We start from the raw sequence: 22,220 nt of genomic DNA, 5'->3' as shown, positions 1-22,220 counted from the left end.
GTATTCAGGTCGATCACGCCAACCACCCCGCCTGCACCGCCAGGAACGCCGCCATCACCAGCAGCGCACCGGCCAGGATCGAGGTGGCGTACGAGCGGACGAAACCGGTCTGCAACCGCCGGAGCCGGCCCGAACCGCCGCCGACACCCGCGGCGAGCCCGTTGACCAGCCCGTCGATGCCCCGGTTGTCGAGGAAGACCAGCGCCCGGGTGAGGAAGATGCCAGGCTTCTCGAAGACCGCCTCGTTGACCGCGTCGGTGTAGAGGTTGCGTCGGGCGGCGGTGACCAGGATCCCGGCCGGCTGCGGCGCGGTGGCCGTACCGGTCCGGAACAGGAACCAGGCCAGCCCGGCGCCGAGCACGGTCACCACAAGCGAGAGCGTGGTGAGCACGGCGTGCGGGAGAACTGCCTCGTGCTCCGCGTGCTCGCCGCCCAGCCCCGCGGTCGCCGTCAGCCAGTCCGGGACTGACGTGGAGAGCAGGAAACCGGCGCCGACCGAGCCGACCGCCAGCAGGATCAGCGGAATGGTCATCAGCCGCGGCGACTCGTGCGGGTGCTCGATGTCCTCGGTCCACCGCTTCGGGCCGTGGAAGGTGAGCACGAACAGCCGCGTCATGTAGAACGCGGTCAGCCCCGCGCCGAGCAGCGCCGCCCCGCCGAAGAGCCAGGCGGTCCAGTCCTCCCGCTCGAAGGCGGCCACGATGATCGGCTCCTTCGAGAAGAAGCCCGAGAACGGGAACATGCCGATGATGGCCAGCCAGCCCATCATGAACGTCAACCAGGTGACCTTCATGTACGTCGACAGCCCACCGAAGCGGCGGATGTCCACCTGGTCCTTCATCCCGTGCATGACCGAGCCGGCGCCCAGGAACATGTTGGCCTTGAAGAAGCCGTGCGCCAGCAGGTGCACGATTGCCAGCGCGTACGCGCCACCGCCCAGGCCGACGCCGAGGAACATGTAGCCGATCTGGCTCACCGTCGACCAGGCCAGCACCCGCTTGATGTCGTCCTTCGCCGCGCCGATGATGCAGCCCATCAGCAGGGTGAGCGCACCGACGCTGACCACCACGAGCTGGAGGGTCGAGTTGGCGGAGAAGATCGGGTTGGACCGGGCGATCAGGTAGACACCCGCCGTGACCATTGTGGCGGCGTGGATGAGCGCCGACACCGGGGTCGGACCCTCCATCGCGTCCGGCAGCCACGCCTGCAGCGGGAACTGGCCGGACTTGCCGGCCGCGCCGAGCAGCAGCAGCAGGCCGAGCACCAGCACTGTCGTTCCGGTCAGCGCGCCGACACCGTTGAACACCTCGTCGTACTGGGTGGTGCCCAGGGTCGCGAACATGATGAAGATGCCGATGGCGAGGCCGGTGTCGCCGACCCGGTTCATCAGGAACGCCTTCTTGCCGGCAGTCGCGGCGCTCGGCCGCCCGTACCAGAAGGAGATCAGCAGGTACGACGCCAGACCGACGCCCTCCCAGCCGAAGTACAGCATCACGTAGTTGTTGCCGAGCACCAGCAGCAGCATGGCCGCGACGAACAGGTTGAAGTACGCGAAGAACCGGCGGCGGCCACCGTCGTGCGCCATGTACTCGACCGCGTACAGGTGGATCAGGAACCCGACGCCGGTGATCAGGAGGACGAAGACCGCGGCGAGCGGGTCGAACAGCAGGCCGAAGTCGACCCGCAGGTCACCGACCGCGATGAAGTCCCAGAGGCTCAGCTCGGCCGACTTGTTCTCCAGGCCGCGCAGCTGGAAGAAGGACGCCAGCCCGAGCACGAACGCGGCGCCGATGGCCGCGACGCCCAACCAGTGCCCCCAGCGGTCGGCCCGCCGGCCGAGCAGCAGCAGGATGGCCGCGCTGACCAGCGGGATCGCCACCAGCAGCCAGACGCTGCCGAGCAAGCCCGTGGCCTCTGCGTACTGCACAGTCTCTTCCACTCGCTTGCCCCTTAGTACTTGAGCAGGTTGGCGTCGTCGACACTCGCCGAGCGCCGGGTCCGGAAGATGGACATGATGATCGCGAGGCCGACGACGACCTCGGCCGCGGCCACCACCATCACGAAGAACGCCATGATCTGGCCGTTGAGGTCACCGTTGATCCGACTGAAGGTGACGAGCGTCAGGTTGGCCGCGTTGAGCATCAGCTCGACACACATGAACAGCACGATCGCGTTGCGCCGGATGAGCACCCCGGACGCGCCGATGGTGAACAGCACCGCCGCCAGCACGAGGTAATGATTGGGCGTCATCGCTGAGCTCGCCTTTCGTTCGCGACTGCGGGGCTCCGCTTCGCTGCACTCCTCGCGCTCACCTGTCAGTCCCCTTCAGCGTGGTCTCCTGCGCGGTCAGCTCGCGTACCGGCAGGATGTCCGGCGTGCTCCGCTCGGTGAGCCGGCCGTCCGGCAGTCGCGCCGGGGTGGCCACCGAGGAGGAGGTGGCGAAGACGCCGGGGCCCGGCTTGGGGCCGGGGTAGTTGCCCGGCGCGAAGCGCGCCTTCATGGTCGACACCTGGTCGACCTTGTCCTGCTTACGCCGCTCGACGTGGGCGAGCACCATCGCGCCGACCGCCGCCGTGATCAGCAACGCCGAGGTCAGCTCGAACGCGAAGACGTACTTGGTGAACAACAGCCGGGCGATGCCCTGCACGTTGCCTTCGGCGTTGGCCTGGTCCAGGCCGACAGCAGTGGTCTTCTCCATGGCGTTGTAGACGGCGCTGCCGACCAGACCGGCGAAGCCGAGCCCCAGCAGGATCGCGGCGACGCGCTGACCGCGCAGCGTCTCGATGAGCGAGTCCGAAGCGTCCCTGCCGACAAGCATCAGCACGAACAGGAAGAGCATCATGATCGCGCCGGTGTAGACGATGATCTGCACCATGCCGATGAACGGCCCGGCCTGGAGGATGTAGAACACGCCCAGGCAGAGCATCGTGAGCACCAGCCAGAGCGCCGAGTGCACCGCGTTGCGGGCCGCCACCATCCCGATCGCGCCGATGAGCGCGAGCGGCGCGAGGATCCAGAAGGTGACCTCCTCGCCGCCGGACACCCCACCCGCCGCGGCCAGCACCGTAGACGTGGTCATGCTCCCTCTCCCTTGCCGGCCGCCGCGCGTTGGGCGGCCTGCTCGGCGCCCGGGAACGTCACGCCGGGGTGCTCCTCGACCTGGTAGCGGCCGGGACCCATCGGGGACGTCTCGGCACCGGCCGAGGTGCCCGGGTTGTCAAGCGCGCCGACGTAGTAGTCCTTCTCGCTGTCGCCCAGCCGCATCGGGTGCGGCGGCTGCTCCATGCCCTCGAGCAGCGGGGCGAGCAGCTGCTCCTTCGTGAAGATCAGGTCCTGCCGGTTGTCCCGGGCCAGCTCGTACTCGTTGCTCATGGTCAGCGAACGGGTCGGGCAGGCCTCGATGCAGAGCCCACAGAAGATGCACCGCGCGTAGTTGATCTGGTAGGTGCTGGCGTACCGCTCACCGGGCGAGAAGCGCTGCTCGTCGGTGTTGTCGCCGCCCTCGACGTAGATCGCGTCCGCCGGGCAGGCCCAGGCGCACAGCTCGCAGCCGATGCACTTCTCCAGGCCGTCCGGGTGCCGGTTGAGGATGTGCCGCCCGTGGTAGCGCGGCGCCGACACCGGCGGCTTGAACGGATAGTCGGTGGTGACGACCTTCCTGAACATGTGCGAGAAGGTGACACCGAATCCCTTGAACGTTCCGGTGATCGCGCCCACGTCACACCTCCCTGGAGTCCGAGCCGGCGACGATGTTGGCCGGCTCCCGCTCGGCGACCACGCGCGTGATACGCGGGCTCGGTGGTACCTGTAGATCCATCGGTGGCAGCGGGAAGCTCCCGTACGGCCGGCTGTCCACCTGCTCCTGCGCGGTCGGCTTCGGCTGCGGCCGACGGTTGGGCCAGAACAGCGTGGCGAGCAGCAGTACGCCGGCCGGGATGCCGACCGCGATCAGCTTGCCCTTCGAGTCCCAGTCCTCGATGGAGCGCAGGCCCGACAGGACCAGGATCCAGACCAGGTTGATCGGCAGCAGCACCTTCCAGCCGAAGCGCATGAACTGGTCGTAGCGCAGCCGGGGCAGCGTGCCGCGCAGCCACACGAAGACGAAGACCAGCGCGATCACCTTGCCGAAGAACCAGAGCATCGGCCACCAACCGGAGTTGGCGCCCTCCCAGAGGGTGATCGGCCACGGCGCCCGCCAGCCGCCGAGGAACAGCGTGGTGGTGACCGCGGACATGGTCACCATCGCGACGTACTCGCTGAGCATGAAGAGCGCGAACTTCAGCGAGCTGTACTCCGTCATGAAGCCGGCGACCAGCTCGGACTCGGCCTCGGGCAGGTCGAACGGTGCCCGGTTGGTCTCGCCGACTGTGGCGATGAAGAAGATGACGAAGCTGGGCAGCAGCAGGATCGCGTACCAGCCCGGGGCGGGCAGGTCGAACCCGCCGATGCTGAGCTGCGTCCCGTGGGCCTGCTTCGCGACGATCCCGCTGGTGCTCATCGTGCCGGCGGTCATGAAGACGGCCACGATGGAGAGGCCCATGGCGACCTCGTACGAGATCATCTGGGCGCTCGACCGCAGGCCGCCGAGGAGCGGGTACGTCGAGCCGGAGGCCCAGCCGCCCAGCACGATGCCGTAGACGCCCATCGAGGAGCAGGCCAGCAGCAGCAGCACCGCCACCGGCACGTCGGTGACCTGCAACGGCGTGTGGTGACCGCCGATGCTCACCATCGGGCCGAACGGCACCACCGACAGCGCGGTGACCGCGCAGATCACCGAGATCGTCGGGGCGAAGAAGTAGACGACCTTGTCGGCCGCCTTCGGCAGGATGTCCTCCTTGAAGGCCATCTTCAGGCCGTCGGCGAGGGTCTGGAGCAGGCCGAACGGGCCGACCTGGTTGGGGCCGGGCCGCACCTGCATGTAACCCACCACGCGCCGCTCGAACCAGACGCCGAGCAGGGTGGCCAGCAGGCCGAAGGCGAACGCGAAGACGATCTTGCCGAGGACCAGCCACCACGGATCCCGACCGAAGTCGGCAAGCGTCGGGTCCTGGGCGAGGTAGGAGGGACTCACTGTGCCCACCTTTCGTTCGCGACTGCGGGGCTCACTCGCTGCGCTCGTTCACTCCTCGCGCTCACTGGACACCCCCGGTGTTGAGGAGCGGACCCGGGAGACCGGCCTCGTCCGCCGCGACCCGCCCGGCCGGGACGGCCACGCTCGGTGCGGGAACGGAGATCCGGACGACAGTGCCGGACGTCGCCCCGAGGCTGCGTCGCACTGTCGAGCCGGGTGAGTTGGTCGGCAGCCAGACGACGCCGTCCGGCATCTCGGTCAGCTCCGCCGGCAGGGTCAGCGCCCCGCGGTCGGTGCCGACCGTGACCGCGTCCCCGTCGGCCACACCGAGCGCCTCGGCGGTGCCCTTGCCCAGCCGGACGACCGGCGGGCGGGCGGTGCCGGCGAGGTGCTCGTCGCCGTCGGTCAGGGTGCCGAGGTCGACGAGCTGGTGCCAGGTCGACAGCACTGCCTCACCGGCACCCGGCTGCGGCACCGCCCCCGGCGCGACCGACGGCGCGGCCGGGCGGGACAGACGCGTGGTCGGCAGGGAGCCCAGCTCGCGACGCACACTCGGCACGTCGGCGGTGCCGAGCCGCACGTCGAGCAGCGCGGCAAGCGCGTCGAGCACCCGACCGTCGGTCATCGCGGCGGTGTTCAGCACCGCCTCGAACGGACGCAGCCGGCCCTCCCAGTCCAGGAAGCTGCCGGCCTTCTCGACCACCGGGGCCACCGGCAGCACCACGTCGGCCCGCCGGGTCACCGCGCTGGCACGCAGCTCCAGGCTGACCAGGAACGGCACCGCGTCCAGGGCGGTCTCGGCCAACCGGGGGTCGGCCAGGTCGGCCGGGTCGACCCCGCCGACCACCAGTGCCCCGAGCTGCCCGTTGGCTGCCGCCGCCAGGATGCCGTCGGTGTCCCGACCGGCCTGGCTCGGGATCACCCCGGCCGGGATGTCCCACGCCTCGCCCAGCTCGGCCCGCGCCGCCGGCTCGGTGACCAGCCGGCCGCCGGGCAGCAGGTTGGGCAGGCAGCCCGCCTCGACCGCGCCGCGGTCACCCGCGCGCCGCGGCACCCAGGCCAGCTTCGCGCCGGTACGCCGCGCCACGTCCGCCGCGGCGGAGAGCCCACCCGGCACACCGGCCAGCCGCTCACCGACGATGAGGATCGCGCCCGGGGCGCTGAGCGCCTCGCTCACCGTGGCGTGCTCGGCGAGCACGCTTGCCTCCTCGCCCGGCACGACCCGGGCCAGCTTGGCGCCGAGCTTCTCCAGGCCGCGGGTGGCGAACGGCGCCAGCGCGTACACCGTCAGGGTCTTCTTCAGGTACGCCTTGCGCAGCCGCAGGAAGAGGATCGGGCACTCCTCCTCCGGCTCCAGGCCGACAAGCACCACCGCCGGCGCGTTCTCCACGTCGGTGTAGGTGACGTCGGTGACGCCGGCGACCGAGCTGGCCAGGAAGTCGGCCTCCTCGCGGGAGACCGGCCGGGCCCGGAAGTCGATGTCGTTGGTGTTGAGCGCGACCCGGGCGAACTTCGCGTACGCGTAGGCGTCCTCGACGGTCAGCCGACCGCCGGTGAGCACCGCCGTGCCCTGGCCGCCCTCGCGGGCCGCGTGCAGCCCCTCGGCGGCCCTGGTCAGCGCCTCACTCCAGGACGCCTCCCGCAGCTCACCGGTGCGCTCGTCGCGGACCAGCGGGTTGGTCAGGCGGTCGGCGGCCCGGGTGTACTGGAAACCCCAGCGACCCTTGTCGCAGTTCCACTCCTCGTTCACCGCCGGCTCGTCGCCGGCGAGCCGACGCAGCACCTTGCCGCGCCGCCAGTCGGTGCGCTGCCCGCAGCCGGCCGAGCAGTGCTCGCAGACGCTCGGGCTGGACACCAGGTCGAACGGGCGGGCCCGGAACCGGTACTGGGCGCCGGTGAGCGCCCCCACCGGGCAGATCTGCACGGTGTTGCCGGAGAAGTACGAGTTGAACGGGACATCGCCGGCGTCGCCCTCTTCGCCGTACGCGTCGTCCCGGTAGATGTTGATCTCTTCGGCGGACGACCGGCCCATCAGGTCGATGAACTTGTCGCCGGCGATCTCCTCGGAGAACCTGGTGCACCGCTGGCAGAGCACGCAGCGCTCACGGTCCAGCAGCACCTGGCTGCTGATCGCCATCGGCTTCTCGTACTCCCGCTTGTGCTCGTGGAAGCGCGAGTCGGTGCGGCCGGTGGACATCGCCTGGTTCTGCAGCGGGCACTCGCCGCCCTTGTCACACATCGGGCAGTCAAGCGGGTGATTGAGCAGCAGCAGCTCCATCACCCCCTCCTGCGCCTTCTGCGCGACCGGGGAGGTGAGCTGGGTGCGGACCACCATGCCGTCGGCGACGGTCTGGGTGCACGAGGCGACAGGCTTGCGCTGCCCCTCCACCTCGACCAGGCACTGCCGGCACGCGCCGGCCGGGGCCAGCAGCGGGTGGTCGCAGAACCGGGGGATCTCGGTGCCCATCTGCTCGGCGACCCGGATCAGCAGCGTCCCCTTGGGGGCGGTGACCTCGACGCCGTCGATGGTGAGCGTGACGGTCTCGGTCTGCTTGGCTACGTCGGTCATCAGTGCGCCCCTACCAGGGTCTTCTCCGACAGCTTGGGTGCGGTCCGACCCTCGATGTAGTCGAGGTAGTCCTGCTTGAAGTACTTCAGCGACGAGGTCACCGAGCTGGTCGCGCCGTCACCGAGGCCGCAGAACGAGCGGCCGAGGATGTTGTCGCAGGTGTCCAGCAGGGTGTCCAGGTCCTCGTGGGTGCCCTGACCGGACAGGATCCGCCGGTAGACCCGGACCATCCAGTAGTTGCCCTCCCGGCACGGGGTGCACTTGCCGCACGACTCGTGGTGGTAGAACTCCAGCCACCGGTACGTCGCGTAGACCGGGCAGTCCTGGTCGGAGAAGATCTGGGTGGCCGTGGTGCCCAGGATCGAGCCGGCCGCCGCCACCCCCTCGAAGTCAAGTGGCACGTCCAGGTGCTCGGCGGCGAGCAACGGGGTGGACGATCCGCCCGGGGTCCAGAACTTCAGGTTGTGGCCGGGCTGCATGCCGCCGGCCAGTTCCAGCAGGTCGCGCAGCGTGACGCCCATCGAGCACTCGTACTGGCCCGGGTTGTTGATGCGGCCGGACAGCGAGTAGATCATCGGCCCGGAGGACTTCTCGGTGCCCATGGTCTTCCACCAGTCGGCCCCGCCGAGCACGATCGGCGGCACGCTGGCGATGGTGCCGACGTTGTTGACCACGGTGGGGCTCGCGTACAGGCCGTGGGTGGCCGGGAACGGCGGGCGCAGCCGGGGCTGACCCCGGAACCCCTCGAGCGAGTCCAGCAGCGCCGTCTCCTCGCCGCAGATGTACGCCCCGGCGCCGGAGTGCACGACCAGCTCCAGGTCGTAGCCGCTGCGCAGGATGTTGCGGCCGAGGTAGCCCTTGTCGTACGCCTCCTGGACCGCGTTGCGCAGCCGACGCGCGGCGTGCACCGCCTCGCCCCGGATGTAGATGTACGCCCGACTGGCCCGGATCGCGTACGACGCGATGATCACGCCCTCGACCAGCGCGTGCGGGTCGTGGGTCATCAGCGGCAGGTCCTTGCAGGTGCCCGGCTCGCCCTCGTCGGCGTTGACCACCAGGTAGTGCGGCTTGCCGTCGCCCTGCGGGATGAAGCCCCACTTGAGGCCGGTGGGGAAGCCGGCGCCGCCCCGACCACGCAGCCCGGAGTCCTTGATCAGCTGGATCAGGTCGTCCGGGTGGGCCTTGAGGGCCTTGCGCAGCGCGGCGTAGCCGTCCAACTGCTCGTACGTGCCGATCCGCCAGGCGTCCGGCGACAACCAGCGCTTGGTCAGCACCGGCGTCAGCTTGGCCAGCGTCTCCGGTCGGGGAGTGGTCACTTCTGGGCCCCCGTTTCGCTCGCGTCGGCCGCTTCGGCGCCGTCGGCGTCCGTGCCAGCCTTCGCTTCGGTGAGGTTGCGCTGCTGCGCCCCGGCCTCGTCGCCGGCGGGCTTGCCGTCACCGGCCGGCTCGTTGGCCGCCACGCCGGCGGCCTCCGCCGACCGCGCGTCACCAGCCGCGGGCGCGGTGCCGCTGTCGTCCGCCGGGACCTTGGTGCCCGGGGCGTCCGGCGCCGCCGTGCCCGCGTCCGGCTGCCGGGTCTCGGCGGTACGCACCTGCGGCGACTTGTCGTCCGGCGCCTTCACGTCCCGCGTGGTGCTGCCGGTCGCGGCGGCGGCGGGAGCGGGCTCGCCGGCACCAGCGTTGCCTGGCGTCGGGGCGGATGCCCCGTCGCCACCCTTGACCGGGGCCGCCGTGGCCTCGACGGGCGCCGGCTTGGCAGCCTCCGCCTTCGCCTTCGCCTCGGCGGCGGCCTTGTCCGCCTCCGCCTTGCTGCGGATCGGGGTGTTCGGGTCGAAGCCCGGCACCGAGACGTCGTGCTCCTGCGCCAGCCGCAGACCGCGCAGGGTCGGCTCACCCGGCCCGCCGTCGGCGACCGCGCCGTCGCGCTCGTCGGCGAAACCGGCGAGCTGCACCGCCATCTCCTTGAGCGTGCAGAGCCGCGCGCCGCGCGTCGGCATCGGCCGACCGCCGCCGCGCAGCTCGTCGACCACGCCTACCGCCGTGGACGGGTCCACCCGGTCGAAGAAGTCGTAGTTGACTGTCATCACCGGGCCGTAGTCACAGGCCGCCAGGCACTCGGCGTGCTCAAGCGTGATCGTGCCGTCGGCGGTGGTCTCGTCGTGCCCGACACCCAGGTGCTCGACGAGGGTGTCGTAGACCTCCTGGCCGCCCAGCACGTTGCACATCGTGTTGGTGCAGACGCTCACCAGGAAGTCACCTGTGGGCTTGCGCTTGTACATCGTGTAGAAGGTGGCCACCGCGCCGACCTGGGCCTTGTTCAGCCCGAGCACCTCGGCGCAGAACGTGACCCCGGCCGGGGAGACGTACCCCTCCTCCGCCTGGACCAGGTGCAGCAGCGGCAGCAACGCCGAGCGGGACCGGTCCGCCGGGTAGCGGGCGATGATCTCGCGCGCACGCTCCCGCGTCTCGTCAGTGAAAGTCGTCGTCATCGGTCACACCCACCCATCACGGGGTCCAGCGAGGCGCCGCCGGCGATCACGTCGGCGATGAGGCCGCCCTCGGCCATCGCCGGAAGGGCCTGGAGGTTGACGAAGCTCGGCTCCCGGTAGTGCACCCGGTACGGTCGGGTGCCACCGTCGGAGACCGCGTGGACGCCCAGCTCGCCGCGGGGCGCCTCGATGGCGACGTACACCTGGCCGGGCGGGACCCGGAAGCCCTCGGTCACCAGCTTGAAGTGGTGGATCAGCGACTCCATCGACTGACCCATGATCTTGGCGACGTGCTCAAGCGAGTTGCCCATGCCGTCGACACCCATGGCGAGCTGGGCTGGCCACGCGATCTTGCGGTCGGCGACCATCACCGGGCCCGGCCGGAGCCGGTCCAGCGCCTGCTCGACAAGCTTCATCGACTCGCGGATCTCGGCGAGCCGGACCATGTAGCGGCCCCACACGTCACCGTCGGGGTGGGTGGGCACGTCGAACTCGTACGTCTCGTAGCCGCAGTACGGCATGGTCTTGCGCAGGTCCCAGGCGAGCCCGGCCGAGCGCAGCACCGGACCGGTGATGCCGAGCGCCACGCAGCCGGTCACGTCGAGCACCGCGACGTTCTTCGTCCGCTCGATCCAGATCGGCTGGCCGGAGAGCAGGTCCTCGTACTCCTTGAGCTTCTTCGGCATCATCTTGAGGAAGTCGCGGATCTTGACGATCGCCTCGTCCGGAACGTCCTGCGCGACACCGCCCGGCCGGACGTACGCGTGGTTCATCCGCAGGCCGGTGATCGTCTCGAAGATGTCGAGGATGTACTCCCGCTCGCGGAAGCCGTACAGCATGATCGAGATCGCGCCCAGCTCCATGCCTGTGGTGGCCAGCCAGACCAGGTGCGACGAGATCCGGTTGAGCTCCATCATCAGCACGCGGATGGTGGTGGCGCGCTCGGTGACGTCGTCGGTGATGCCGAGCAGCTTCTCGACCGCGAGGGCGTACGCCGTCTCGTTGAAGATCGGTGCCAGATAGTCCATCCGGGTCACGAACGTCGAACCCTGGACCCAGTTGCGGTACTCGAGGTTCTTCTCGATGCCTGTGTGCAGGTAGCCGACGACAGTACGGGCCTCGCGGACCGTCTCGCCCTCCAGCTCAAGGATCAGCCGCAGCACCCCGTGCGTGGACGGGTGCTGCGGACCCATGTTGACCACGATCCGCTCGTCGTTGATCGGGTCGGTGCCCGAGACGACCGTGTCCCAGTCCCCACCGGTGACGGTGAAGACCCTGCCCTCGGTGGTCTCGCGTTCGGTCGCGTAGTTCGACGTGGTCACTGGTACGACCTCCTGCGGTCCGGCGGCGGGATCTCGGCGCCCTTGTACTCGACAGGCACGCCACCGAGCGGGTAGTCCTTGCGCTGCGGGTGGCCCTCCCAGTCGTCCGGCATGAGGATCCGGGTCAGGTTGGGGTGGCCGTCGAAGACGATGCCGAACATGTCGTACGCCTCCCGCTCCTGCCAGTCAGCCGTCGGGTAGACGGCGGTGACGCTGGGCAGGTGCGGCGACTCGGCCGAGACCGCGGCCTCCAGCCGGATCCGACGCCTGTAGGTCATCGAGGTGAGCAGGTAGACCGCGTGCAGGCGGCGCTCGTCGGCGCCGAGGTAGTCCACCCCGGACACCGAGGAGCACAGCTCGAAGCGCAGCGCCAGGTCGTCCCGCAGCACCTGGCAGACCTCGGCGATCCGCTCCGGGCGGACGTGCAGGGTCAGCTCACCCCGGTCGACGACGACCTTCTCGATCGCGTCGGCGAAGGCCGGGTACGCCTCCTCCAGCGCGTCGCGGACCTCGTCGAAGTAGCCCCCGTACGGGCGGGAAGCCTCCTCGATGGGCTGGCGCGGGCGGACCAGGCCGCCGTAGCCGGACACGTCGCCGGTGCCCTGGTTGCCGAACATGCCGCGCCCCGCAGGGCTGGCCGGCGGCTGCTCGGCCGGAGCGCCGCTGGTGGCGCCGGCCGGAACCACAGGCAGCGGTACGCCACCGTCGTTGGGCTTGTCGCTCATTTGGGGCCTGCCTGCGGGTGGAGGTGGTTCTGGGCGTTCATCCAGTTCTCGATGCGCAACTGCTCCTCGCGCCCCTCGCGGACCGCCTGGGTCCACTCGGCACGCCGGGCCTTGTCGCTGCGGTACGAGGACGGCATGGAGCCGTACGGCACGACCGGAACGTCGCCGCGCTCCTGGCGGGCCGCAAGCATCTTGCGACCGTTCGGGCCCAGCGGCTCATACATGATCTTCTCGCGGAGCTTGAGGATCGCGTCGATGAGCATCTCCGGCCGGGGCGGGCAGCCGGGCAGGTACATGTCGACAGGTACGACGTGGTCGACGCCCTGCACGATCGCGTAGTTGTTGAACATGCCGCCGCTGCTGGCGCAGACGCCCATGGAGAGCACCCAGCGGGGCTCGGCCATCTGGTCGTAGATCTGGCGCAGCACCGGTGCCATCTTCTGGCTCACCCGGCCGGCCACGATCATCAGGTCGGCCTGTCGGGGCGAGGCCCGGAAGACCTCCATGCCCCAGCGGCCCATGTCGTAGTGCGGACCACCGGCGGCCATCATCTCGATGGCGCAGCAGGCCAGGCCGAAGGTGGCGCCCCACACGGACGACTTCCGGGACCAGTTGACCAGCTTCTCCACCGAGGTGAGCAGGACGCCGGCGGGGAGCTTCTCCTCGATGCCCATCTGACGTTCCTTCCTCAGTCCCAGTCCAGGCCGCCGCGCCGCCACACATAGGCGTACGCGACGAAGACCGCGACGATGAACAGGACCATCTCCACGAAGCCGAAGATCGGCAGAGCGTCGAACGAGACCGCCCAGGGGTAGAGGAAGATGATCTCGATGTCGAAGACGATGAAGAGCATCGCCGTCAGGTAGAACTTGATCGGGAACCGCCCGCCGCCGACCGGCTGGGGGCTGGGCTCGATGCCGCACTCGTAAGCCTCGAGTTTGGCCTTGTTGTAGCGACGTGGACCGGCGAAGCGGGCGGCGCCGACGGAGAACAGCGAGAACGCCGCGGCGAGGGCGAACAGCCCGATGATCGGTGCGTAAGGCGAGAGCGACATCGTTTTCTCCTGCTCGTCCTTCCCTGCCCTCGGTGCTTGACGAAAATCACACTATTCACGTCCCTCGCGGTGGCTGCCGGCGGGGGTCGATCTTTGTCGGCGTCGGGGCTGTGACCAGCACCGATGCCGTCGCTCTAAACGGCTGGCGCGGCTTTCGTCATCGCGTTGATGACCCGGTCCATCGCGTCCCCGCCTCGGGGGTCGGTCAGATTGGCCAACAACTTGAGCACGAAGCGCATCAGCGTCGGGTGGGGCATGCCGTGCTTGGTGGCGATCCGCATGATCTCCGGACGGCCGATCAGTTTCACGAAGATGCCGCCCAGCCGGTAGTAGCCGCCGAGGCGGGCCTTCAGCTCGTTCGGGTACGCCATCAGCGCCCGCTCCCGCTCCGGCCCGGCCGGACGCGCGAGGGCCTGCACCGCTACCTCAGCGGCCAGCTCGCCGGACTCCATGGCGTACGCGATGCCCTCGCCGTTGAACGGGTTGACCATCCCGCCGGAGTCGCCGACGAGCAGAACGCCGCGGGTGTAGTGCGGCACCCGGTTGAAGCCCATCGGCAGCGCGGCGCCGAGGATCGGACCGTCGGCGTTGGCCTCGTCGGTCATGCCCCAGTCGGCGGGCGTGTTGGCAAGCCAGTCGGTGAGCAGCCGGCGGTAGTTGGTCTTACCGAACGCGGACGACGAGTTGAGCACGCCGAGGCCGACGTTGACCCGTCCGTCTCCGAGTCCGAAGATCCAGCCGTACCCGGGCAGCAGGTTGTCGCCGCTGTCCTTGCTCCGCAGCTCCAGCCACGACTCCAGGTAGTCGTCGTCGTGCTTCACAGGCGAGTGGTAGTAGCGGCGGACGGCCACGCCGATCGGCCGGTCCTCCCGCTTGGCCAGCCCGAGCGCGAGCGGGAACCGACCGGAGACCCCGTCGGCCGCCACGACCAGCGGGGCGTGGAAGGTGGCGGGCTCCTTGCCGGGCCCCACCTCCGCCTCGACGCCTGTCACCCGGCCGTCACCGTCGAGCACCGGGCCCAGCACGTTGACGTTGGTCCGCAGTTTGGCGCCGGCCGACACCGCCCGCTGGGCGAGCAGGTCGTCGAAGTCCAGTCGGGTGCGGACCAGGCCGTAGTTGGGGAAGCTGGCAAGCTCGGGCCAGTCAAGTTCCAGGCGTACGCCGCCGCCGATCACCCGCAGGCCGCGGTTGTGCAGCCAGCCGGCCTCGGGCGACGTGTCCACGCCCATCCGGATGAGCTGGCGCACCGCGCGCGGGGTCAACCCGTCGCCGCAGACCTTCTCCCTGGGGAACTCGGTCTTCTCCAACATCAACACCCGTACGCCGTGCCGGGCCAGGTGGTACGCAGTCGCCGATCCACCGGGACCGGCGCCAACGACGATGACGTCGGCGTCGTGTTCCACCGCGGTCATTCGCGCCTCCTCCCGCACGCTCGTGAAATGCTTCACAAGCCAGACGGGACGAGTGTATGACCGGCGTCATACCTGCGCAGGATCAGGGGTACCTAACTCGCCGATGTGACAGCCGGCGACCGTCTACAGCAGGCGAGTGTCAGGCCGATCGGGAGGCGTCCAAGCCCGCGTCGACCCGGATCGCCTCCGGCAGGTGCTCCCGCAGCGCGCCACCGGCAGCCCGGTCCAGCGCGGCCAGCACCTCGGCGACCACCTGCCGGACGTCCGTCGGGTCGGCGCCGGCAAGCGCGCGAAGCTGCGCGATGAGTTCGGCCGCGTCGTCGTCGGTGGCGGCCACCGGGTCCGCCGGCTCTGCTCCGGTCATGCGGACGAGCGTACGGGGCAAAGTGGACTAAAACCCGATATTCCTGAAACGCGCGTCTCGGTGCCTCGACGCCTCCGCGTCGCGGCGTCTACTCGCGGATTCCCCGGTGCAGCGCGACCACGCCGCCGGTCAGGTTGCGCCAGGCCACCCGGCCCCAGCCGGCCGCGCTGACCCGCCCGGCCAGGGCGGCCTGGTCCGGCCACGCGCGGACCGACTCGGCCAGATAGACGTACGCCTCGGGGTTGCTGGACACCGCGCGGGCGACCACCGGCAGCGACCGCATCAGGTACGACAGGTACACGGTCCGGAAGGCCGGGTTGACCGGGGTGCTGAACTCGCACACCACCAGCCGGCCACCCGGCCGGGTGACCCGAGCCAGCTCGCGCAGGGCCGCGTCGGTGTCGTTGACGTTGCGCAGCGCGAAGGAGATGGTCACCGCGTCGAAGCTCGCGTCGGCGAACGGCAGTCGCAGCGCGTCCCCGGCCAGCAGCGGCACCTCGGGACGGGCCCGCTTGCCCGCGTACAGCATGCCCAGCGACAGGTCGGCGCCCACCGCGTACGCACCGGACTGCGCCAGCTCGCGCGTCGAGACGCCGGTGCCCGCGCCCACGTCCAGCACCCGCTCGCCGGGCCGCAGCCCGAGCGCCGCCCGGGTGGCCCGGCGCCAGGAGCGGTCCTGGCCCAGCGAGATCACCGTGTTGGTCAGGTCGTAACGCTCTGCCACGCCGTCGAACATCGCGGCGACCTCGTGCGGCTGCTTGTCCAGACTGGCGCGCTGGCCCTGCGGGGTACGGCTCACCCGCTCCACTCTGCCAGCCACGCTCAAGCCCTCGGCGGCTGGGTCCGCGTACCCCCACGGTCGCCTGCCGGCCACGCCCGACGCGGCCGGCAGGCGACCGACCCGACGCGGCAGGCGTTGTGTGACACCGCCGGCGCGCGCGGCTCGGCCAGCGCGGTCGGCACGGCCGCCCGGCTCCGGCGGATCTCGCGTGGGCTCGGCACGCGGAAGGGCGGGGTGGTCGCCCACCCCGCCCTTCGTATCGTGCCTACGTCAGGTCGTACCTGTGTCAGTCGGTCGAGGTCTCGTCGCCGGGGGCGACCAGGACGACCTTGCGGCGGCGGGAGAGCACCAGCAGCGCCCCGCCCGCGAGCAGGATCAGACCACCGATGCCGCCGATCAGGCCGGCCTGCACACCTGTCACCGGCAGCCCACCGCCACCGGAACCGCCGCCACCGGCAGTCGGCGACGTGGTCGCACCCGGCGTCGTCGTGCCGCCCGGCGTCGGGGTCGCCGTCGGCGTGGCGGTCGGCGTCGGGGTCGGCGTGGCGGTCGGGGTCGGCTGCGCGCTCAGGTCGACGAAGACGTCGAACTGCGCGGTGTTGTCCACCTCGTCGGTCTCGGTGAAGGCCCGACGCTGCGCGCTGGAGGCCACCTGCGGCTGCTCCTCGGGGCTGCCCTCGGCGGCATCCAGGCCGGCGGCCCAGACGAAACCGGGCCGGAGCAGCGGCTCGGTGACGTCTGCCCCGACCTTCACCCACACGTCGGCGGTGTAGAACTGCCCCGGCTTCAGCACCACGCCGGTGTCCTCGCAGTAGGCGTTCGCGAGACCACCCAGCGGCTGCTCGACGCAGCTCTCCGGCAGCTTGGCGAAGCTGACACCCGCCGGCAGGGTGATGCCGTACGCCACGCCTGTCGCCTTGCGACTGCCGTCGTTGAAGACCGCCCAGTCCAGCGGAGCTGTCGCGCCGCGCAGCACCGGCTTGAGGCCGGACTCGCCCGCCTCGTCGCCGTCCACAGTCACGTCGGCGTAGACGTCCTGCACCCAGGAGGTCAGGTCGTAACCGGGCTTGGCGACTGTGATGTCGTGTCGCACCTTGTTGTCACGCGGGTTCGGGTCGGCGGTGGCCGAGCTGACGCTGACCACAAGCGTGCCGGCGTCACCGCGACCGCCGGTCGAGAAGAGCGGGATGCCGAAGTCCTCGGTCGTGCCGGCCGCGAGATCACCCAGCTGGCAGGTGAAGGTCGTGCCGGTGAGGTCGCACCCGAGCGGAACGAGCACGCCGACCTTGCGGTTCTTCAGGCCCTTCGTCTCCACGGTGACCCGGACGTCCTTGGCGTCGACCGTGCTGCGGGTGTTGTTGACCTGAAACTTGAACGGCTTCGCCTTGGCCGCCTTGACGCCCTGGGCCAGCTCGTAGCTGAGAGGCACCAGGGCCAGGTCGGCCTGGTCGGCGGCCTGCGCCGGGGCGGCAACGGTGGCCAGGCCACCGGCCGCGAGCAGTGCCACGACGCCGACACGAGCCAACGTCGAGCGGTGGAACGCTGTCATCAGTCCCCCGGGGTTTAGGGATGAAGAGAATGAATGGTTGTGAGACCGAGCGGACGTTATCGGAGGTCAATCTCCCGCGCCAGCGCGGCGGGGGGATTTCAACCGTCCGGACTGGACCTGGCAAACGGTACGGGCGGAATGGTCACCCATCCCGCCCGTACCGCCGTGCGTTATATGAACGACCCTCATGGGCCGATGGAGGACAGCCCCTGACCAGCACCAGCAGGCCATGTCACCAGCACGGTCAGGCCGATTCCACCGATCCGTGCGCAACCCACGGCGGCGACGGATACGAGGCGGGACGGTAGCGGTCCGACGATCATTTCCACCACCCCGCGACGGGCAGCCTGCCGCTGCGACGACGGGGACCGCCCGTACCGCCGTCGTGGCACGGCGAGAGCACGACCCCCGGTCAGCCGAACGGTCGGGTCGGGATCGACCTCAGTTGACCTCGACCAGCGGCAGCGACCGGCCCGCGCCACCACCCGGCAGCGCGATCGAGGAGAAGTGCGAGACCACCCGCTCGTCGGTCGGGTCGTCGGCAGGCGTGTGGTGCACGGCGAGCCGGTTGTAGAGGGTGTCGCGTTGGGCGGGGATCCGGTCGGCGGAGCGGATCATGCCGATCAGCTCGTGCAGGTTGGAGCGGTGCCGGGCGCCGGCCGAGGAGATGACGTTCTCCTCCAACATGATCGAGCCGAGGTCGTCCACGCCCATGTGCAGCGACAACTGTCCGACGTCCTTGCCGGTGGTCAGCCAGGACGCCTGCAGGTGCGGCACGGTCTCGAAGAAGAGTCGGGCCACCGCGACCAGGCGCAGGTATTCCAGCGTGGTCGCCTGGGTGCGGCCCTTGAGGTGGTTGTTCTCCGGCTGGTACGTCCACGGAATGAACGACCGGAATCCACGGGTGCGGTCCTGCACGTCGCGGATCATCCGCAGGTGCTCGATCCGCTCGGCGTGCGTCTCGCCGGTACCCATCATCATGGTCGCCGTCGACTCGACGCCCTGCCGGTGGGCCAGCTCCATGACCTCAAGCCAGCGCTCCCCCGACTCCTTGAGCGGGGCGATGGCCTTGCGCGGGCGCTCGGGCAGCATCTCCGCCCCGGCGCCGGCGATGGAGTCCAGGCCGGCGGCCTTGATCCGGGCGATGGCCTCGTCCAGACTCACGCCGGAGACCTTTGCCATGTGCAGGATCTCGCTCGGCCCGATCGAGTGGATGACCAGCTGCGGGTACGCCTGCTTGACCGAGGAGAACAGCTCCTCGTAGTACTCGACGCCGTAGTCCGGGTGGTGCCCGCCCTGGAGCATCACCTGCGTCGCGCCCAGCTCGACCGCCTCGCCGCACCGGCGCAGGATCTCCTCCGTCGGGTGGGTCCAGCCCTCGGAGTGCTTCGGCGCCCGGTAGAACGCGCAGAACTTGCACGCCGTCACACAGACGTTCGTGTAGTTGATGTTGCGATCGATCAGGTACGTGACGACGTTGTCCGGGTAGCGCCGCCGGCGCACCGCGTCCGCCGCCTCACCCAGCGCGTGGAAGGGCGCCTCGGTGTAGAGCAGCAGCGCCTCCTCGGGCGTGATCCGCCCACCGTCCGCGCCACGCTGCAGGATGTCGTCGATCTCCCGGCTCACCGTCACGTCCCGAGCCTACGTCGGCGTCGACTCGTCTCGCGGACCTGGGGACGCTGATGTGATCCCCAACGGCATTCCCTCATAAATGCAAGATCAAAATCGCTGCCCGTCTGCCAGTTCACGACGCTGGTCGCCTCGGCCTCCAGCCGAATCAGTGTTCGGGACTCGTCGGACAGACCACCGATGGCCTCCCACCAACCGCTTTCGGCCGACCGCTCGGCCATGCCGAGCAGCCGCTTGCGCTCGTCCCACGTGATTCCGTAGATCACCAGCAGCGAGGCGACATCCGCAGCCTGGACACCCTGGATGCCGGTCCCGATTCGAGACAGCTTGGACGGCTGCCAGCCCAGCCGGATGGCCACCCGACGTAGCGCTTCCGGCCCACCTCGACGAGGCGGTCAAGCTGATCGAGGAGGCGTGCGGCGAGCGGATCGCCCTCGTCGAGCACCGCTCCGACCTCACCTACTGGACCGCACACGTCCGCCCCAACGACTGACGTCGGGCTTACTCAGCTCTCGCGTACCTCGACCCGGATGCCGTACATGTCCCGCAGATCCGCCGCGAGCGTCGGCCCCGCCCAGGCCGGCACGTGCGCCTCCCACCACTGCCGTTCGGCCCGCCCCGGCATCCGCTGCTCGGAGAGCACCGCTCGGAACCGCTCGTCCGCCGCCTCGATCCGCTCCCGCACCCAACCCATCTGCGGAAAGCCGAACAACCTCTCGTCGGTCAGCACGTTCTCGATCCCGTGCCGGATGCTCAGGTCGAACCAGTACTCGTCGACAATGTCGTCGTAGCCGTCCTCGCAGAAGCCGACGAACTGCTCCCACCCCTCCACGTAGCCGGTTGGACGGCGTCCCCCGGTGACCTCGGCGAACCGCTCGACGAACTCCCGGTCGTTCGGCATCCTCAGGCGTCGTAGTCGACGGTGAGCCTGTCGGTGGTCGGGCTGGACTGGCAGGTGAGCACATAGCCCGCCGCCAACTCGTCGGGCTCCAGGGCGTAGTTGCGGGCCATCGTGACGGCACCGTCGACGACCTTCGCCTTGCACGTCGAGCAGACACCGCCCTTGCAGGCGTACGGCAGCTCGCCGCGCACCTTCAACGCGGCGTCCAGCACCCGCTCCTCGCGGCCCATCGTGAAGGTCGACGACCGACCGTCGAGCACGATTGTGACGTCCGTCCCGGTGCCCGGCCGGTCGGCGGGGCGGGCCACCGGCTCCGGCGGCGCGTCGACGTGGAACAGCTCGGTGTGCACCGCCGACTCCGGCAGCCCACGCGCGGTCAACACGTCCCGGGCATCGACCACCAGGCCGTACGGACCGCAGAGGAACCACTCCTCGATGACGTCGCCCGGCACGATGGTGCCCAGCAGGCGCTCCAGCCGGTCGGCGTCGATCCGACCCGAGAGCAGCGGCGACTCACCCTGCTCCCGGGACAGCACGTGCACCAGGTGCAGCCGGGTGGGGTAGCGGTCCTTCAGGTCGGCCAACTCCTCGGCGAACATGACCCGGTTGGCCGTGCGGTTGCCGTACACCAGGGTGAAGGTGCTGGCCGGCTCGACGGCCAGGGCGGTCCCGACGAGCGCGAGCACCGGGGTGATGCCGGAGCCGGCGACGACCGCGCCGTAGTGCCGCACCCGGTCGGCCGCGAACGCCGTGGTGAAGGTGCCCAGCGGCGTCATCACCTCGACCGTGTCGCCGCGGCGCAGCGCGCCGCAGGCGAACGCCGAGAAGGCGCCGCCGGGGATCTCCCGCACCCCGATCCGCAGCCGGCCGCGCCGGGCCAGGTCGTCCGGGGTGGAGCAGATGGAGTACGACCGGCGTACGTCGTCGCCGTCGTCGGTCACCCGGCGCACGGTGAGGTGCTGACCGGCGCGGAACGCGAACGCCTCCCGCAACTCCTCTCCTACGGCGAAGGTGACCGCGACCGAGTCGTCGGTGAGCCGGTCGACGGCGGCGACCGGCAGCGGGTGGAACGCCGGCCGGCGGCGGACCGGCCGGGAGATCGTGACAGTCACAGCGCCTTCAGGTGGTCGAAGGGTTCGGAGCAGGAACGGCAGCGCCACAACGCCTTGCACGCGGTCGAGCCGAACCGGCTGACCTGCTCGGTGTCCGGCGAGCCGCAGAGCGGGCAGCGGACCGCGAGGGTCAACGCCACCACGCCCGGGGTGGCCGCCGGGGCCGGCGGGGCGATCCCGGCGGCGGCCAACTTGGCCCGCCCGCCGTCGGAGATCCAGTCGGTGCTCCACGGTGGGCTGTAGACCGTCCGCACCTCGGCGTCCGGATAACCGGCGGCGGCAAGCGCGCGCCGAACATCAGTCCGGATCACGTCCATGGCGGGACAGCCCGTGTACGTCGGAGTGATGGTCACGGTGACCCGTCCGCTGACCCGGTCCTCCTCGACCGCGCGCAGGATCCCCAGCTCGTCGATGGTGATCACCCGGATCTCCGGGTCCACCACGCCGGCGGCGGCGTCCCTGGGATTCACCACTTCGCCCCGGGGTGGGCGCGGTGCAGCACCTGCATCTCGGCCAACAGGTAGGACAGGTGCTCGGTGTGCACGCCGGCCCGCCCGCTCGTCGGAGCCCAGCCGCGCTCCGGCCGGGTGAGCGTCGCCTCGGCCAGCACCGGGCCGACTGTCTCGTCGAACACGGCCCGCAGGCCCGCCGGGTCGACAGGCGCCGCCGGGTCCGCCGCGAAAAACTCATGGGTGTACGGCCAGACGTGGTCCACGGCATCCTGCATCCGGCGGTGCGACTCCTCGGTGCCGTCGCCGAGCCGCTTGACCCACAGCGCGCCGTGGTCCAGGTGGTACGCCGACTCCTTGCGCGCCTTCGCGCCGATGGCGGCCAACCGCTCGTCCGGGCAGGACGCGAGCGCGGTGTAGAGCGGCAACTGGTACGCCGCCAGGAAGAACAGCTTCGCCATGGTCACCGCGAAGTCGCCGTTGGGCAGCTCGACCAGCAGCACGTTGCGGAACTCGCGGTCGTCACGCAGGTACGCCAGCGCGTCCTCGTCCCGACCTGCCGCCTCCAGCTCACCCGCGTACGACAGCAGCAGGCGGGCCGCGCCGAGCTGGTCGAGGGCGATGTTGGCGAGCGCGATGTCCTCTTCCATCTCCGGCGCGCGGGTCGTCCACTCGGCCAGCCGCTGCGCCGCGATCAGCGCGTCGTCGCCGAGGCCGAGCGCGAAGTCGAACGGGCCGTTCACACCATCACCTCGCTTCGCTCGGCGGCGTGAAGCGCCCCGTTGCGGGGCTGG

Annotated in this window: 22 protein-coding genes; all 22 read right to left on the bottom strand. The window is 70.3% G+C overall.

Features of this window, described 5'->3' with window-relative positions:
- Nucleotides 1-13 precede the first annotated feature (13 nt).
- The gene (nuoL, locus tag OOJ91_RS23055) at nt 14-1,939 is read right to left on the bottom strand and encodes an NADH-quinone oxidoreductase subunit L (protein ID WP_266248117.1); all 1,926 of its coding nucleotides are present in this window, start codon (nt 1,937-1,939) and stop codon (nt 14-16) included.
- Nucleotides 1,940-1,950: 11 nt separating this feature from the next.
- Nucleotides 1,951-2,250 carry an NADH-quinone oxidoreductase subunit NuoK gene (nuoK, locus tag OOJ91_RS23050; RefSeq protein ID WP_007454601.1) on the bottom strand — a complete coding sequence of 100 codons (300 nt, stop codon included), beginning with the start codon at nt 2,248-2,250 and terminating at the stop codon, nt 1,951-1,953.
- A gap of 58 nt (nt 2,251-2,308) precedes the next feature.
- Nucleotides 2,309-3,079 carry an NADH-quinone oxidoreductase subunit J gene (locus tag OOJ91_RS23045; protein ID WP_266248115.1) on the bottom strand — a complete coding sequence of 257 codons (771 nt, stop codon included), beginning with the start codon at nt 3,077-3,079 and terminating at the stop codon, nt 2,309-2,311.
- Nucleotides 3,076-3,717, bottom strand: coding sequence for an NADH-quinone oxidoreductase subunit NuoI (nuoI, locus tag OOJ91_RS23040; RefSeq protein ID WP_007454597.1), 642 nt, complete (start codon nt 3,715-3,717; stop codon nt 3,076-3,078). The genes OOJ91_RS23045 and nuoI overlap by 4 nt, the downstream gene beginning before the upstream one ends.
- Before the next feature lies 1 nt (nt 3,718).
- Complete coding sequence (nuoH, locus tag OOJ91_RS23035) at nt 3,719-5,071, bottom strand: NADH-quinone oxidoreductase subunit NuoH (RefSeq protein WP_266248113.1); 1,353 nt, start codon at nt 5,069-5,071, stop codon at nt 3,719-3,721.
- A gap of 61 nt (nt 5,072-5,132) precedes the next feature.
- Nucleotides 5,133-7,640, bottom strand: a complete 2,508-nt coding sequence (locus OOJ91_RS23030) for an NADH-quinone oxidoreductase subunit G (RefSeq protein WP_266248111.1) — start codon at nt 7,638-7,640, stop codon at nt 5,133-5,135.
- Nucleotides 7,640-8,956 (bottom strand): NADH-quinone oxidoreductase subunit NuoF, encoded by a 1,317-nt coding sequence (gene nuoF, locus OOJ91_RS23025; RefSeq protein WP_266248109.1) that lies wholly within the window; start codon nt 8,954-8,956, stop codon nt 7,640-7,642. The genes OOJ91_RS23030 and nuoF overlap by 1 nt, the downstream gene beginning before the upstream one ends.
- Nucleotides 8,953-10,128 carry an NADH-quinone oxidoreductase subunit NuoE gene (gene nuoE / locus OOJ91_RS23020; RefSeq protein ID WP_266248107.1) on the bottom strand — a complete coding sequence of 392 codons (1,176 nt, stop codon included), beginning with the start codon at nt 10,126-10,128 and terminating at the stop codon, nt 8,953-8,955. The genes nuoF and nuoE overlap by 4 nt, the downstream gene beginning before the upstream one ends.
- Complete coding sequence (locus tag OOJ91_RS23015) at nt 10,125-11,450, bottom strand: NADH-quinone oxidoreductase subunit D (RefSeq protein WP_266248106.1); 1,326 nt, start codon at nt 11,448-11,450, stop codon at nt 10,125-10,127. Before OOJ91_RS23015 ends, nuoE begins: the two co-directional genes overlap by 4 nt.
- Complete coding sequence (locus OOJ91_RS23010) at nt 11,447-12,175, bottom strand: NADH-quinone oxidoreductase subunit C (RefSeq protein WP_266248104.1); 729 nt, start codon at nt 12,173-12,175, stop codon at nt 11,447-11,449. Before OOJ91_RS23010 ends, OOJ91_RS23015 begins: the two co-directional genes overlap by 4 nt.
- Nucleotides 12,172-12,849, bottom strand: coding sequence for a NuoB/complex I 20 kDa subunit family protein (locus tag OOJ91_RS23005; protein WP_266248102.1), 678 nt, complete (start codon nt 12,847-12,849; stop codon nt 12,172-12,174). The genes OOJ91_RS23010 and OOJ91_RS23005 overlap by 4 nt, the downstream gene beginning before the upstream one ends.
- Before the next feature lie 14 nt (nt 12,850-12,863).
- Nucleotides 12,864-13,229 (bottom strand): NADH-quinone oxidoreductase subunit A, encoded by a 366-nt coding sequence (locus tag OOJ91_RS23000; RefSeq protein ID WP_007454588.1) that lies wholly within the window; start codon nt 13,227-13,229, stop codon nt 12,864-12,866.
- Nucleotides 13,230-13,363: 134 nt separating this feature from the next.
- Complete coding sequence (locus tag OOJ91_RS22995) at nt 13,364-14,641, bottom strand: geranylgeranyl reductase family protein (RefSeq protein ID WP_266248098.1); 1,278 nt, start codon at nt 14,639-14,641, stop codon at nt 13,364-13,366.
- A gap of 139 nt (nt 14,642-14,780) precedes the next feature.
- Nucleotides 14,781-15,005: a hypothetical protein gene (locus OOJ91_RS22990; protein ID WP_266248094.1), complete on the bottom strand. Its 225-nt coding sequence runs from the start codon at nt 15,003-15,005 to the stop codon at nt 14,781-14,783.
- Nucleotides 15,006-15,093: 88 nt separating this feature from the next.
- Nucleotides 15,094-15,804: a demethylmenaquinone methyltransferase gene (locus tag OOJ91_RS22985; RefSeq protein ID WP_266248091.1), complete on the bottom strand. Its 711-nt coding sequence runs from the start codon at nt 15,802-15,804 to the stop codon at nt 15,094-15,096.
- A 268-nt stretch (nt 15,805-16,072) separates the two neighbouring features.
- Nucleotides 16,073-17,335, bottom strand: coding sequence for an LPXTG cell wall anchor domain-containing protein (locus OOJ91_RS22980; RefSeq protein WP_266248089.1), 1,263 nt, complete (start codon nt 17,333-17,335; stop codon nt 16,073-16,075).
- A gap of 441 nt (nt 17,336-17,776) precedes the next feature.
- Nucleotides 17,777-18,967, bottom strand: coding sequence for a cyclic dehypoxanthinyl futalosine synthase (gene mqnC / locus OOJ91_RS22975; protein ID WP_266248085.1), 1,191 nt, complete (start codon nt 18,965-18,967; stop codon nt 17,777-17,779).
- Entirely contained in the window at nt 18,964-19,323 is a 360-nt protein-coding gene (locus tag OOJ91_RS22970; protein WP_266248081.1) for a hypothetical protein, read from the bottom strand. The genes mqnC and OOJ91_RS22970 overlap by 4 nt, the downstream gene beginning before the upstream one ends.
- Before the next feature lie 146 nt (nt 19,324-19,469).
- Nucleotides 19,470-19,865, bottom strand: coding sequence for a hypothetical protein (locus tag OOJ91_RS22965; RefSeq protein ID WP_266248079.1), 396 nt, complete (start codon nt 19,863-19,865; stop codon nt 19,470-19,472).
- Between the two features lie 2 nt (nt 19,866-19,867).
- Nucleotides 19,868-20,977, bottom strand: a complete 1,110-nt coding sequence (gene paaE / locus OOJ91_RS22960) for a 1,2-phenylacetyl-CoA epoxidase subunit PaaE (protein WP_266248077.1) — start codon at nt 20,975-20,977, stop codon at nt 19,868-19,870.
- Entirely contained in the window at nt 20,974-21,450 is a 477-nt protein-coding gene (gene paaD, locus OOJ91_RS22955) for a 1,2-phenylacetyl-CoA epoxidase subunit PaaD (protein WP_266248076.1), read from the bottom strand. Before paaD ends, paaE begins: the two co-directional genes overlap by 4 nt.
- A complete protein-coding gene (paaC, locus tag OOJ91_RS22950) occupies nt 21,444-22,169 on the bottom strand; it encodes a 1,2-phenylacetyl-CoA epoxidase subunit PaaC (RefSeq protein WP_266248074.1) in 726 nt (241 codons plus the stop codon). The genes paaD and paaC overlap by 7 nt, the downstream gene beginning before the upstream one ends.
- Between the last annotated feature and the right edge of the window lie 51 nt (nt 22,170-22,220).

Origin of the sequence: Micromonospora lupini, from assembly GCF_026342015.1 — a bacterium.
GTDB classification, from domain to species: domain Bacteria; phylum Actinomycetota; class Actinomycetes; order Mycobacteriales; family Micromonosporaceae; genus Micromonospora; species Micromonospora lupini_B.
Note: the sequence above shows the minus strand (reverse complement) of the source record. Positions and strands in the feature narration are given on the sequence as shown.

What these genes read in the sequence shown, in the direction of transcription:
- OOJ91_RS23010 (WP_266248104.1), bottom strand. Translation starts at nt 12,175, where the DNA reads ATGAGCGACAAGCCCAACGACGGTGGCGTACCGCTGCCTGTGGTTCCG.
- OOJ91_RS22990 (WP_266248094.1), bottom strand. Translation starts at nt 15,005, where the DNA reads ATGACCGGAGCAGAGCCGGCGGACCCGGTGGCCGCCACCGACGACGAC.
- OOJ91_RS23030 (WP_266248111.1), bottom strand. Translation starts at nt 7,640, where the DNA reads ATGACCGACGTAGCCAAGCAGACCGAGACCGTCACGCTCACCATCGAC.
- OOJ91_RS23005 (WP_266248102.1), bottom strand. Translation starts at nt 12,849, where the DNA reads ATGGGCATCGAGGAGAAGCTCCCCGCCGGCGTCCTGCTCACCTCGGTG.
- nuoE (WP_266248107.1), bottom strand. Translation starts at nt 10,128, where the DNA reads ATGACGACGACTTTCACTGACGAGACGCGGGAGCGTGCGCGCGAGATC.
- OOJ91_RS22980 (WP_266248089.1), bottom strand. Translation starts at nt 17,335, where the DNA reads ATGACAGCGTTCCACCGCTCGACGTTGGCTCGTGTCGGCGTCGTGGCA.
- OOJ91_RS23000 (WP_007454588.1), bottom strand. Translation starts at nt 13,229, where the DNA reads ATGTCGCTCTCGCCTTACGCACCGATCATCGGGCTGTTCGCCCTCGCC.
- OOJ91_RS22965 (WP_266248079.1), bottom strand. Translation starts at nt 19,865, where the DNA reads ATGCCGAACGACCGGGAGTTCGTCGAGCGGTTCGCCGAGGTCACCGGG.
- OOJ91_RS23045 (WP_266248115.1), bottom strand. Translation starts at nt 3,079, where the DNA reads ATGACCACGTCTACGGTGCTGGCCGCGGCGGGTGGGGTGTCCGGCGGC.
- nuoK (WP_007454601.1), bottom strand. Translation starts at nt 2,250, where the DNA reads ATGACGCCCAATCATTACCTCGTGCTGGCGGCGGTGCTGTTCACCATC.
- OOJ91_RS22995 (WP_266248098.1), bottom strand. Translation starts at nt 14,641, where the DNA reads ATGACCGCGGTGGAACACGACGCCGACGTCATCGTCGTTGGCGCCGGT.